The following is a 10864-nucleotide window of genomic DNA, read 5'->3' on the forward strand; positions in this document are numbered from 1 at the left end:
GGCGCACTCACGGGGACTCCCCGAGCGCGCGGGCCACCGCGGCCTGCACTCCCTCTCCGGTGAACGGCTTGGGCAGCCACGCCTCCACCTGCGGGTAGTCGTCCTGGTCGAGCACCGACGTCACGATGACCGGCAGGCCGGGGCGGCGCGCGTGCAGGACGTCGACCAGCTCCCAGCCCCCCATGCCGGGCAGCCGCAGGTCGACGATCGCGACGTCCACCCCGAGGTTGTCCTCGTCGGCCAGCGCCTCCTCGGCGCTCTTGGTGGCCAGCACGTCGTAGCCGAGCCGACGCAGGTGCCGCTCGATGAGCGCGAGCTCGTCCGGCTCGTCGTCGACCACCAGCACGCGCGCGGTCACAGCACGCCCTCGTGCAGCAGGAGGACCGCGATCGTGATCGCGGCCGACACCAGGGCGACGACCAGCAGGAGCCGACGCTCGGAGCGCGCGTTCGACCGGATCTCGTCCTCGAGGGCGTCGGACGAGAGCGTCGCCCACCACCGGGTGTCGTCGCCCGCAGCGGCTCGGTGAGCGCCGGTCATCCCATCACCCGTCCTGTCTTCTCGGTCTTGTCCCACACTGCGGCGGCGCCGCGCCACTGCTTCACGTAGGCGTCGAGCGTGATGGCGCAGAGCACCGGACCGAAGCCCACCACGTAGAGCAGCGGGAGCGCGAGCCACCGCACCGGACGGATGCGCTCGAGGATCCGGATCACCCACGCCAGGAGCATCGCCAGGACCGACCAGGAGTAGAGGGTCAGCGTCCAGACCGCGCGGCCGGTCTCGGTCATCTCGAGCCCGAGCAGCTGCGGGAGGCGCTCCTCCCAGAGGTTGGGGAACCAGGCGGCGGTCATCACGACCATCGCGCCGAGGCCGGGGAACACGATGCCCTCGAACCACGACCGGCGGGCCGTCTCCCGGTCGAGCAGGAGGGTGGTCGCGGTGATGAACACGTAGGCGCTCACCGCGACCCACCAGAACCCCTCGAACACCGCGGTGGCGGTCACGCTGGCGACGAAGTAGAGGCCCACCAGGCCTACCGCCGCCAGGGTCATCGCCACCGGGAGCAGGTAGATGGCGAACCAGATGATCCCGAAGTCGAGGCTGCCCAGGTTGTGCTTGCGGGAAGGCCGGAACCAGACGCGGGCGAAGGTGCGCGTGATCTGCACGTTCCCGCGTGCCCAGCGCACCCGCTGCTTCCACAGCGCGGTGATCGTGTCGGGCTCCTCCGCCAGCACCACCGCCGCCGGCTCGAACACCACGCGCCGGCCGTTCAGCTGCGTGAGGAAGGTGGTGTACGTGTCCTCCGCCAACGTGGAGGTGTCCACCTGACCGCCCACCGCCAGGAGGTTCTCCCGCGAGTGCAGCTGCGCGCCACCGGCGAGGCACGCCATGGCCCCCATGACGTTCTGCGCCCGCCGCGCGGCCGCCTGCGCGGTCACGTACTCGTAGCCGATGAACCGCGCGACGGTCCCCGGTCGCCCGCTGCCCTCGCGGATGAACGCCGTCACGGCACCCACGTTCTCGTCGGCCAGGTGCCGGGCCATCCGCCGCAGGGAGTCCGGACGGTAGATGACGTCCGCGTCCATGATGAGCAGCGCCTGCATCCAGTCGTCGTCCAGCGCGTACCGGATGCCGTGGTTGAGCGTGTGGGCCTTGCCCTGACCGCCCTGCTCGCGGCGCAGGTGCACGATGCGGTCGTCGTACTGGGCGGCCTTGGCGCGGACCACGTCGGGCGTGTCGTCGGTGCTGGCATCGTCGACGACGAACACCTTGAGCCGGTCCGGCGGGTACTCCAGCCCCATGAGCCGGTCGAGCGACGCCGCGAGCACCGCCCCCTCGTTCCAGGCGGGCACGATGACGACCACGCGGGGCAGCCGCGGCGCCGCGGCGTGCAGGTGGTTGCGGAACGCGTGCACGGGGACCAGGAGGTACTGGTACAGCCCCGCGAGCACGGGGATGACGCCGATGCCCACGAACGCGACGAAGACCGCGACGAGCGCGTCCTGCCCGACACCCGTCATCCGCGCACCCACGAGTAGACGCCCACGTCGGCGGCGTCGTGCGCGTCGGTGGAGGCCACCAGCTGCACGCCCGCCGCCCGCCAGCGGTCCGCCGCGCGCGGACCCGGGCACTGCCACTTCTCGTTGATCTCGACCGTGGTACCCGTGTCCACCGCGGCCTGCGCCAGGGCGTCGAGCAGCTCGTCGGGGACGTCGTCCTCTTTCAGGCCGATCTTGGGCAGGATCGAGAACGGGTGCGCCAGCTGCGCCCGTCCGGCCGCCCGCATGGCGCGGATCGTCGCCGTCACCAGCATCTCGACGACGTCGGCCGGGGCGAGGCCGGCATCGATGCGCTCGCGCGTGGCCCGCGGGCTCCAGGGTCCGTCCGGTCCGGGGACCTGATGGTCGGCCAGGAGCACGCGGTCCGGGCCGGCGGGCGTGCCCAGGGCTGCGAGCACCTCCGGCGGGGCGTCGATCGCGCCGGACGCGTCGAGGATCTTGGCCTCCACGCCGGTCAGCACGGTGAGCCCCTCGAGCCGGGGCAGGGCGCGGACCACCGAGAGGAACTCCGGCACGTACGTCGTGGAGACGCGGACGTGGTCGACCATGCGGATCTCGCGGAGGCGGGCGACCTGCGCGGCCGCCAGGTTCTGCGCGGGCGTGCTGACGGCGTCGTCGGAGAACGTCGAGTGGACGTGGTGGTCGCCGTCGGTGAGCGGACCTGTGCTCATCGTGGGGGCAGCACGTCGGCGATCGGCAGGAAGACGTCCTCGAGGTAGCGCACGTTCGCGATCTCCTGGAAGTCGACGTGGTCGGGCAGCGGACGGCCGAGCACCGCGTCGAGCGTCAGGGAGGGCATGTCGACGCCGGCCGCGATGGTCAGCGGCATCGCGCCGGGGAACCGCGGGTTGACCTCGAGCAGGGCCGGACGCCCGTCGACGTCCCGCTTGAGCTGCACGTTCGCCACGGTGGTGAGGCCGACCGCGCGCGCCACGGCCGACGCGGTCTCGATGAGCTCGTCGTCGTGCACCGTGACCCCCGCGACCGCGACGCCGGAGTCCACCCGGAGGCGGGCGCGCGGCACGGCGGCGATCACCCGACCGTCGAGCCCCGCCAGGACGTCCACCGAGTACTCGTCGCCGGGCAGGAGCTCCTGCACCAGCAGGTCCTCCTCGGCGTCGTGCACGGCGTCGAGCTCCGCCTGCGTGCCGATCAGCCGGACGCCGCGCGAGCCCGCGCCGCGGCGGGGCTTGACGATCACCGGGAAGTCCCAGCCGGACACCGCCTGCGGCGTGCCGATCAGCTCGGTCCGTGGCACCCGGACGGTCCGCGCGCAGGCCGCGGCGAGGGCGAGCTTGTCCAGGCAGGTCTCCAGCGTCGCCAGCGACGGGGACGCGAGAATGGTGCCGTCCGCGAGCAGCTCGTCGCGGGCGGCGGCGAGCTTGGGCAGCTCGACGTCGACCGTCGGGAAGAGCACGTCGACGCGCTCGTCGAGACAGAGCTTGCGCACGACGTCCACGAAGTCCGCCGCACGGCCGGCCGGGACCAGGTGCCGCGCACCCGCCTCGACGAGGTACAGCGCGCTGGCCCAGCGGTCCATGTCGGCGGCGATCACCTCGACGTCGCCGCGCCGCAGCAGCGAGCGGATCACCGCCACCCCGGCGGGTCCCCCTGCACCCGTGACCAGGACCCTCATGCGTGACCTCCGTGCCCGTCGACCTTCTCGGCGGCGGGGGCAGCGGCGACACCGATCGCCCGCGCCTTGCTGCTCAGCATCGTGGCGGCCCGGACCATCTCCAGCGGCTCCGCGTACTCGCCACCGCCGAAGCGCGACCAGTACCGGGCGGTGGCCCGCACCAGGTCGGGGTCCATGTAGTCGCGGTGCGACTGCGACTCGAACGCCGCGAGCATCTGGAGCTTCGCCTCGAGGAACCCGTCGACCGGTACGAACCGGGTGGGCCGGAAGTCGATGGTCGACGACGGGCTCTGGAAGCAGGCGAGCGACGGGACGCGGCGCGCGGCGACGTCGACGGCCTGCCGGACCGCGCGGTGGTCCTGGTGCCGGTCGTGCTCGCTGTGCGTGTAGACGACGGTCGGCTCGATCTCGGCGATGAGCTCCTCGATCGTCGTGATGAGGCCGCCCGCGGGGTCGAGCCGCGTGTCCTCGAAGTCGTGCAGGTACAGGCGGGCGCCGATCACGCCGGCCGACGCGAGCGCCTCGTGCCGCCGGGACTGCACGTCACCGCCGATCGCCCCGCCGGACAGGGTGAGGATGACCACGGAGTCGCCCGCCGCCCGGTGGGACGCGAGCGTGGCGCCGACCCCGATCTCCACGTCGTCGGGATGGGCGCCGACGGCCAGGACGACCTCGCTGCTGCCCATCGCCGCACGCTTGGCCCGACCCTCGACCGCGAGCGCCGAGATGCGCTCCAGCAGCGTCGCGGCGGCCACCGGCTTGACCAGGAACTCGTCGGCGTCGCGCCGCAGCGCCTCGACCGCGTAGTCGACGCTCGCGAACGCCGTCATGACCGCCACGGGCGTGCCGGCGGCGCGTGACCGCAGCTCCACCAGCAGCTCCAACCCGCTCATACCGGGCATCTGGATGTCGGTGAGCACCACGTCGAACTGGTGGGCCGCGACCTCCGCCAGCGCGGACATCGGCTCGTGGACGACCGTCACGTCCATGCCCCCGCGGCGCTCCAGCACCGTGCGGACGTACTGTGCTGTGTCGGCGTCGTCCTCGACCACCAGCACCCTGATCTGCTCGTTCGTCACTACGTGTTGCCCTCCGTGGCCGGCCGGTCTCCCCACGCTATAGCGGGATCCTCGGGTCGGCGCATCGTGGCTCCGCGGGTCGGCCCGCCACTGTTGACCTGGACAACTGTCTAGTTCCGCCCACCGGGAATAGGACCCGGTAGCCCCCTGTTGAGCGGCAAGTACATGCAAACGCATGGAACTCTGAACCAGAGCGAGGCGCGAGATGCAGTTCGGGATCTTCACCGTCGGCGACGTCACCACGGATCCGACCACCGGCCGGACGCCGGACGACACGGAGCGGGTGCGCAACATGCTCACCATCGCCGAGCACGCCGACCAGGCCGGTCTGGACGTGTTCGCGACGGGCGAGCACCACAACCCGCCGTTCGTCCCTTCGTCGCCCACCACCATGCTCGGCTACCTCGCGGGCACGACGAAGAACATCATCCTGTCGACCGCGACCACGCTGATCACCACCAACGACCCGGTGCGGCTGGCCGAGGAGTACGCGATGCTCCAGGTCATCTCCGACGGTCGGATGGACCTCATGATGGGCCGCGGCAACACCGGCCCCGTGTACCCGTGGTTCGGCCAGGACATCCGCCAGGGCATCCCGCTGGCCATCGAGAACTACGCGCTGCTGCGCCGCCTCTGGGAGGAGGAGGTCGTGGACTGGCAGGGCAAGTTCCGCACGCCGCTCCAGGGCTTCACCTCGACCCCGCGCCCGCTCGACGGCGTGCCGCCGTTCGTGTGGCACGGCTCCATCCGCAGCCCCGAGATCGCCGAGCAGGCCGCCTACTACGGTGACGGCTTCCTGCACAACGCGATCTTCTGGCCGCTGGAGCACGCCGCGCAGATGGTGAAGTTCTACCGCGAGCGCTACGAGCACTACGGGCACGGGCAGGCCGACCAGGCCATCGTCGGGCTCGGCGGGCAGGTGTTCATGAACGCTCGGTCGCAGGACGCCGTGCGCGAGTTCCGGCCGTACTTCGACAACGCGCCCGTCTACGGGCACGGACCGTCGATGGAGGACTTCATGCGCGACACCCCCCTGACCGTGGGTAGCCCCCAGCAGGTCATCGACCGGTACGGGAAGTTCCGCGACCAGGTGGGCCACTACCAGCGCCAGATGTTCCTCATGGACCACGCGGGGCTGCCGCTGAAGACCGTGCTGGAGCAGATCGACATCCTGGCCACGGAGGTCGTCCCCGTGCTGCGCGCCGAGGCCGAGTCCGCCCGTCCCGCGCACGTGCCGGCCAACCCGCCGTCGCACGCCGACCGGGTGGCGGCCGCGCTGGCCGCGGGTACCGTGCGTGAGCAGACGGTGACCGCGACCGACGAGTACACCGGCCTCCGGGCCGAAGACTCCCTCTCCTCCTGATGCTCGGGAAAGGCACCACGATGAGCGACCGCTCGATCGTCGTCATCTCGGCCGGGCTGTCCCAGCCCTCGTCGACGCGCCTGCTGGCCGACCGCCTCGCCGACGCCACCATCACCGAGCTCGCCGCCCGCGGAATCACCGCGCACGTCGAGACCGTGGAGCTGCGCGACGTCGCCCACGAGATCGTCAACATGACGCTCTCCGGCTTCGCCTCCGGCGCCCTCAAGGACGTCCTGGAGAAGGTCACCGCCGCGGACGGTGTCATCGCCGTCACGCCGATCTTCTCGGCGTCGTACTCCGGGCTGTTCAAGTCGTTCGTCGACATCCTCGACAAGGACGCGCTCGTCGGGCGGCCCGTGCTCGTCGGCGCGACCGGCGGCACCGGCCGGCACTCGCTGGCGCTGGAGTACGCGTTGCGTCCGTTGTTCGCGTACCTGCGGGCCGACGTCGCCGGAACCGCGGTGTTCGCGGCCACCGACGACTGGGCCGACGGCGGCGGCGACGACGTCAACCCGCTGCCGAACCGCATCCGCCGCGCCGGCCGCGAGCTGGCCGAGATGGTGGCCGACCGGGAGCCGTCCGCGCCGGTGGGTCTCTACGACGCAGTGCCGTCGTTCGAGCAGCTGCTCGGCGGCGCCTGATCCCCGCCTGGTCTCCGCCTGACCGAAGGGCCCGACGCACACGCGTCGGGCCCTTCGTCATGCGTCTACCGGACTCGCAGCGAGACGATCTTGCCGTCGCCGAACACGTCCATGGAGACGTACAGCTTCCCGTGCGACCACTCCAGCCCTGCCGGCTGGTTCAGCGACACGAGCGGCGTCACCACCCCGCGCCTGGTCACGGACGAGACCTGGTTGACGTACAGCTCGGCGACGTAGACCGTGCCGCCCGAGCCGATCGCCACGTTGGTCGCGCCCGAGAAGCCCGAGGCGAACGGCTTCACCGCGCCGGTCCACGGGTTCACCCGGTACACCGCTCCGAGCGGTCCCAGGCTGCCGTCCTCCGGACCGCCGGGCAGCGTGGACACGTAGAGCCAGCCGTCGTGACCCAGCTCGACGTCCGTCGGCACCGGCTCGAGGTTGTACTGGTGGCCGACGACGCAGTCGGGCATCCCGAGCGCGCCGGCGATCTCCGCGGTCACCTCGACCGGCACCGGGGGCAGGACCGCGACCGTGCTGACACGCCCGCGGTGGTCCACCTTGAGCACCGCGTTGGCGCCCGCGTCGGCGATGTAGGTGACACCGGGCAGGCTCACGGAGCCGTACGCGTGGCTGTCCACCGCACCCGTGTACGGGGCGAACGGCGGCACCAGGGTCGCGGCGCACGCGGGGTCGAGGTCGGTGAACGCATAGCCCACGGCACCGTCGGGGTTGGCTTGCTGCTCGTACGCGAGCAGGTCGGCGACCACCCGGATCTGCCCGTCGTGACCGCGCCGCTTGAGCACGGAGGAGAGCACCTGGAACTGGTCGCCCCCGCGCTCCGCCCACGTGACCGAACCGAGCAGGGTCGAGACCGCCGCGACGTCGGTGCCGGACGACGGCGACAGCTCCTGCGGCGCCTCACCCGGCCGGACGCTCACCAGCGTGCCGGCGAACGCCTGCCCGACGTAGAGCGTGCCGCGCCGGTCGAGGTCGAACGTCAACGGGGTCACGAGGTGCTCGGCGACGGGCGTCGGCTCCCCCGCGGTCGGCGGTTTCGGGCCGTGCCCGTGGCCGGGATGCCAGCCGCGGGCCAGCTCCTGCACGGTGGCACCGCGATGGCCGAAGCCGTCGGTGTCGGCGGCGGACGCCGGAAGGCCGGCGACGAGCAGACCGCCCGCGGCGAGCGCGGCGACGGCGATGGACCTGGTCCCCCTCATGCTTCCTCCTCGTCGAGAAAACATCGCCCGCGTCGTCAGCGGCCGGCGTAGGTGCCGGCGGATGCGGACGAACCGCCCGAATCGGGCGCCGCTCCACTATGTCCCCGCTGTGAGTCGGCTGTCCAGGTCGCCCCGGGCACGGCGACGGCGGGGAGCTGAGGGGTGCTCCCCGCCGTCGTCGGTCCTGCGTGCGCGGGTTACTGCGGGCTGAGGGTGAATGCGGGGCCCGCCTCGGCCGGCTCGACATCCAGCTGCAGGTCGGCCAGGGTCTGTGACGCCTCGGGCTCAACGTAGACGCGGGTCGATCCGTCGGTCACCACGTCGTCGCCCGGCACGGGCTCGGGGACCAGGGCGAGCTCGAAGCCGCCAGCCTCCTGCTGCGCGATGCGCAGGCCACCCGTCTCGTCGGGCAGACCGGCCTGCGTGGTGAGCGTCTGGACGGCGGACAGGGCGTTGTCAGTCAGGGTGAGCACGAAGGCTCTCCTCTCGGTTTGCCGGTGGTGCCACCCTCGCGGGCGGCTCGTCGGACGACACCACCGTGCTCACGTTCGGCGACCGGCCGCAACTCGGCGTCCGCTGGGCGAGACCACTCCTGCGCCCTGTGCCCGCGGCCGCAGGACCCGTACCGTCGACCTCATGCCGATCCCGCTGCAGGTAGCGCGGTTCAACCGCCGGGTCACCAACCCCGTGCTCGGCACGGTGTCCGACTGGCTGCCGCCCTTCGCGACGCTGCACCACGTCGGGCGCACCAGCGGCCGCCGGTACCGCACGCCCGTCTTCGCGTTCAGCACCCCGCGCGGCGTCGTCATCGCCCTCACCTACGGCACCGACGTGCAGTGGCTGCACAACCTCGACGCCGCCGGTGGGGCGCGCATGGTCCGGCGGGGCCGGGTGCTGGTGCTGAGCCATCCCCGGCGGCTGCACGGCCCTGCCGGGGCGCAGCTGGTGCCCGGGGTGATCCGCGTCGGCCTGCGCCTGATGCGGGTGGACGACTTCGTCGAGCTCGCCGCCGTCCCGCGTCCGTAGGAGGAGCCATGTCCCGTGAGGGATACCCGGCCGCCACCGTCGACGAGTACCTCGACGCGATCCCGCCTGCGCAAGGTGCCGCGCTGCGCGTGGTGCGCGACCGGCTGCTCGCCGTGGTGCCCGACGCCGAGCAGGTGATCTCCTACCAGGTGCCGACGATCCGCTACCGCGGCGCGGGTCTCGTCGCCCTGTCGGTGGCGAAGACCCACTGCAGCCTGCACCTGATGAGCCCCCCGCTGGCCCGCGCCCTGGCCGGCGTGCTCACCGAGGGGACGCTGTCCGGGGCGACCCTGCGGTTCGACGCAGGATCCCCGCTCGGCGTCGAGACCGTGCGACTGATCGCCGAGCGCCGCATGGCCGAGGTCGACGCGCGGCTCTCCGGTACCTGAGCACCGCCATCGTCCCGAGCGCCGTCATCGTCCCGACGATGAGAAGTGCTGGTAGTCGATCGGGGACTCCCAGTCGCCGCCCCACAGCCAGCCCACCGACGCGAACGCGCGGACCACCTCGTCGCCGGCGTGGATGACCCCCGGGCTGTCCGGTCGGTCGGCGTACGCGCGCCCCTCGTCGGGCGCCACCGACGATCCCCGGACGTACGGGTTCTCCACCGGGTTGAGGTCGATCGCCCGGCCGTACGCGTGCTCGGACCACTCCGACCCGCCCGTGATCGCCCGGCAGTTGAAGGCCGACGTGTTGTCCGCCGCCATCGAGTCGTCGTCGCTGGCGCCGAAGTCGTCCACCAGCCGCATCGACCGGACCGGGTAGCCGGCGTCGAACAGCGCGTGGAACACCGTGACCATGGCCTCGGCCGCGTCGGCGTGCACCACCAGCTCGCCCTGCCGGTCCACACCGTCGAAGCCCCGGTGGGTGACCGTGACGTAGCGGAGGTCCTCCAGGGGCACCGGGCAGCCCGGTCGCCACGACGGCTCCATGCGGGCCGCCAGCTCGGGGGTGATCGGGGAGATCGCCGACGTGAAGGCTGGCGGGACGGCGACGACCGGGTCCTCGGTCGCGTCCGGAGCGCTCGGGGCCGTGACGGGGGTGGAGGTGGCGCTGGGCGTGCTGGCCGCTCTCGGAGCCCTGCTCGCCTGCGACGACGCGCACCCCGACAGCAGCGCGACGACCATCACGATCGCGGCCGTGCGCGCCCGACGCCCCATGGCGACCAGTGTGCCGCGGTCACACGACCCCGCGGCGGCTTCCGACGATTCCCGACGACACCGTCGTGCCCGCCCACAGGTCCGGGTCCGTGCATCCCTCGGCGCAGTGCATCCCGCACGTCGGGCACACCCAGAGCGTGTGGTGCCGGTCCACCGTGCAGCCGCAGGTGACGAACCGCTCCGACGGCCGGCCCGGGCCGCTCGTGGTCCACCGATGACCTGCCGCGCAGGCGGGCGGCGGCACCCGCACCCAGCCGCGTGGCGTGCGCTGCCACTTCGACCAGTCGACGTCGCGGACCATCGAACAAGTGTACGAGTGTGCTCGGATCCATCGCAGCCCTGTCCGCCGCGTTTGCCCAGGTCAGCGCCGTATGTCAGTGGCTGGTCGTACATTTGTTCTATGTCCGGATCGGGTGAACTCTGCGGCAGGAGGTGGTGGCGATGACGGCGTTGCTCGAGCGGCGCGCGGTCGACGACCTACTGTTCACGCCCACCTCACACCCCTCGGCTCCGTCGCCCACGTCGTCTCCGTCGCCGCCTGCCTCGCCCACCTCGCCCACCTCGCCCACCTCGCCCACCTCGCCCACCTCGCCCGCGATGGTCTGGTCCGACTCGGGTCGCGGTGCTCGTCCCGGGGCGTCGCCGGTGGTCCCGTCGGGTGAGCGCGTGGTGGACCTGGCCG

General features: G+C 72.3%; 15 protein-coding genes. 5 read left to right on the forward strand and 10 right to left on the reverse strand.

Annotated elements, in window-relative coordinates; all coding sequences use genetic code 11:
* Window positions 1–7: 7 nt before the first annotated feature.
* Genes HP550_RS00550 through HP550_RS00575 form a run of 6 tightly spaced genes read right to left on the reverse strand, consistent with a single transcriptional unit; the run spans window position 8 to window position 4775 of the window.
* The gene (locus tag HP550_RS00550) at window positions 8–358 is read right to left on the reverse strand and encodes a response regulator (protein ID WP_175345651.1); all 351 of its coding nucleotides are present in this window, start codon (window positions 356–358) and stop codon (window positions 8–10) included.
* Complete coding sequence (locus HP550_RS00555) at window positions 355–540, reverse strand: hypothetical protein (protein ID WP_175345652.1); 186 nt, start codon at window positions 538–540, stop codon at window positions 355–357. Before HP550_RS00555 ends, HP550_RS00550 begins: the two co-directional genes overlap by 4 nt.
* Window positions 537–2021 carry a glycosyltransferase family 2 protein gene (locus tag HP550_RS00560; RefSeq protein WP_175345653.1) on the reverse strand — a complete coding sequence of 495 codons (1485 nt, stop codon included), beginning with the start codon at window positions 2019–2021 and terminating at the stop codon, window positions 537–539. Before HP550_RS00560 ends, HP550_RS00555 begins: the two co-directional genes overlap by 4 nt.
* Window positions 2018–2731, reverse strand: coding sequence for a PHP domain-containing protein (locus HP550_RS00565; RefSeq protein ID WP_175345654.1), 714 nt, complete (start codon window positions 2729–2731; stop codon window positions 2018–2020). Before HP550_RS00565 ends, HP550_RS00560 begins: the two co-directional genes overlap by 4 nt.
* Window positions 2728–3696 carry an ATP-grasp domain-containing protein gene (locus HP550_RS00570; protein WP_175345655.1) on the reverse strand — a complete coding sequence of 323 codons (969 nt, stop codon included), beginning with the start codon at window positions 3694–3696 and terminating at the stop codon, window positions 2728–2730. Before HP550_RS00570 ends, HP550_RS00565 begins: the two co-directional genes overlap by 4 nt.
* Entirely contained in the window at window positions 3693–4775 is a 1083-nt protein-coding gene (locus HP550_RS00575) for a response regulator (protein WP_175345656.1), read from the reverse strand. The genes HP550_RS00570 and HP550_RS00575 overlap by 4 nt, the downstream gene beginning before the upstream one ends.
* 205 nt (window positions 4776–4980) lie before the next feature.
* On the opposite strand from HP550_RS00575, the gene HP550_RS00580 reads away from it, so the two are divergent.
* The gene (locus HP550_RS00580) at window positions 4981–6138 is read left to right on the forward strand and encodes an LLM class flavin-dependent oxidoreductase (protein WP_175345657.1); all 1158 of its coding nucleotides are present in this window, start codon (window positions 4981–4983) and stop codon (window positions 6136–6138) included.
* A 20-nt stretch (window positions 6139–6158) separates the two neighbouring features.
* Window positions 6159–6779 (forward strand): FMN reductase, encoded by a 621-nt coding sequence (locus HP550_RS00585; RefSeq protein ID WP_175345658.1) that lies wholly within the window; start codon window positions 6159–6161, stop codon window positions 6777–6779.
* Between the two features lie 65 nt (window positions 6780–6844).
* Here the strand turns inward: HP550_RS00585 and HP550_RS00590 are convergent, their stop codons facing one another.
* Together HP550_RS00590 and HP550_RS00595 are read right to left on the reverse strand one after the other, a co-directional pair.
* On the reverse strand, window positions 6845–7996 hold the full coding sequence (locus HP550_RS00590; protein ID WP_175345659.1) for a ScyD/ScyE family protein: 1152 nt from the start codon (window positions 7994–7996) through the stop codon (window positions 6845–6847).
* A gap of 197 nt (window positions 7997–8193) precedes the next feature.
* The gene (locus HP550_RS00595) at window positions 8194–8469 is read right to left on the reverse strand and encodes an iron-sulfur cluster assembly accessory protein (RefSeq protein WP_175345660.1); all 276 of its coding nucleotides are present in this window, start codon (window positions 8467–8469) and stop codon (window positions 8194–8196) included.
* A gap of 163 nt (window positions 8470–8632) precedes the next feature.
* Between HP550_RS00595 and HP550_RS00600 the strand changes: the two genes are divergently transcribed.
* The gene (locus tag HP550_RS00600) at window positions 8633–9022 is read left to right on the forward strand and encodes a nitroreductase family deazaflavin-dependent oxidoreductase (protein WP_175345661.1); all 390 of its coding nucleotides are present in this window, start codon (window positions 8633–8635) and stop codon (window positions 9020–9022) included.
* A gap of 8 nt (window positions 9023–9030) precedes the next feature.
* Window positions 9031–9411 (forward strand): iron chaperone, encoded by a 381-nt coding sequence (locus HP550_RS00605; RefSeq protein WP_175345662.1) that lies wholly within the window; start codon window positions 9031–9033, stop codon window positions 9409–9411.
* A 24-nt stretch (window positions 9412–9435) separates the two neighbouring features.
* Here HP550_RS00605 and HP550_RS00610 read toward each other — a convergent pair whose 3' ends face one another.
* Both HP550_RS00610 and HP550_RS00615 read right to left on the reverse strand, forming a co-directional pair.
* Window positions 9436–10182, reverse strand: a complete 747-nt coding sequence (locus tag HP550_RS00610) for a M15 family metallopeptidase (protein ID WP_175345663.1) — start codon at window positions 10180–10182, stop codon at window positions 9436–9438.
* Between the two features lie 19 nt (window positions 10183–10201).
* Window positions 10202–10483, reverse strand: a complete 282-nt coding sequence (locus HP550_RS00615) for a hypothetical protein (RefSeq protein WP_175345664.1) — start codon at window positions 10481–10483, stop codon at window positions 10202–10204.
* Window positions 10484–10623: 140 nt separating this feature from the next.
* Between HP550_RS00615 and HP550_RS21870 the strand changes: the two genes are divergently transcribed.
* On the forward strand, window positions 10624–10864 hold a 241-nt coding region (locus HP550_RS21870), incomplete at its 3' end, for a hypothetical protein (protein ID WP_210767483.1).

The sequence above is a fragment of the Cellulomonas humilata genome, from assembly GCF_013359775.1.
In the GTDB taxonomy this organism is placed as follows: domain Bacteria; phylum Actinomycetota; class Actinomycetes; order Actinomycetales; family Cellulomonadaceae; genus Cellulomonas; species Cellulomonas humilata.

What these genes read in the sequence shown, in the direction of transcription:
- HP550_RS00560 (WP_175345653.1), bottom strand. Translation starts at nt 2,021, where the DNA reads ATGACGGGTGTCGGGCAGGACGCGCTCGTCGCGGTCTTCGTCGCGTTC.
- HP550_RS00585 (WP_175345658.1), top strand. Translation starts at nt 6,159, where the DNA reads ATGAGCGACCGCTCGATCGTCGTCATCTCGGCCGGGCTGTCCCAGCCC.
- HP550_RS00565 (WP_175345654.1), bottom strand. Translation starts at nt 2,731, where the DNA reads ATGAGCACAGGTCCGCTCACCGACGGCGACCACCACGTCCACTCGACG.
- HP550_RS00600 (WP_175345661.1), top strand. Translation starts at nt 8,633, where the DNA reads ATGCCGATCCCGCTGCAGGTAGCGCGGTTCAACCGCCGGGTCACCAAC.
- HP550_RS00580 (WP_175345657.1), top strand. Translation starts at nt 4,981, where the DNA reads ATGCAGTTCGGGATCTTCACCGTCGGCGACGTCACCACGGATCCGACC.
- HP550_RS00590 (WP_175345659.1), bottom strand. Translation starts at nt 7,996, where the DNA reads ATGAGGGGGACCAGGTCCATCGCCGTCGCCGCGCTCGCCGCGGGCGGT.
- HP550_RS00555 (WP_175345652.1), bottom strand. Translation starts at nt 540, where the DNA reads ATGACCGGCGCTCACCGAGCCGCTGCGGGCGACGACACCCGGTGGTGG.
- HP550_RS00615 (WP_175345664.1), bottom strand. Translation starts at nt 10,483, where the DNA reads ATGGTCCGCGACGTCGACTGGTCGAAGTGGCAGCGCACGCCACGCGGC.
- HP550_RS00610 (WP_175345663.1), bottom strand. Translation starts at nt 10,182, where the DNA reads ATGGGGCGTCGGGCGCGCACGGCCGCGATCGTGATGGTCGTCGCGCTG.
- HP550_RS00605 (WP_175345662.1), top strand. Translation starts at nt 9,031, where the DNA reads ATGTCCCGTGAGGGATACCCGGCCGCCACCGTCGACGAGTACCTCGAC.
- HP550_RS00570 (WP_175345655.1), bottom strand. Translation starts at nt 3,696, where the DNA reads ATGAGGGTCCTGGTCACGGGTGCAGGGGGACCCGCCGGGGTGGCGGTG.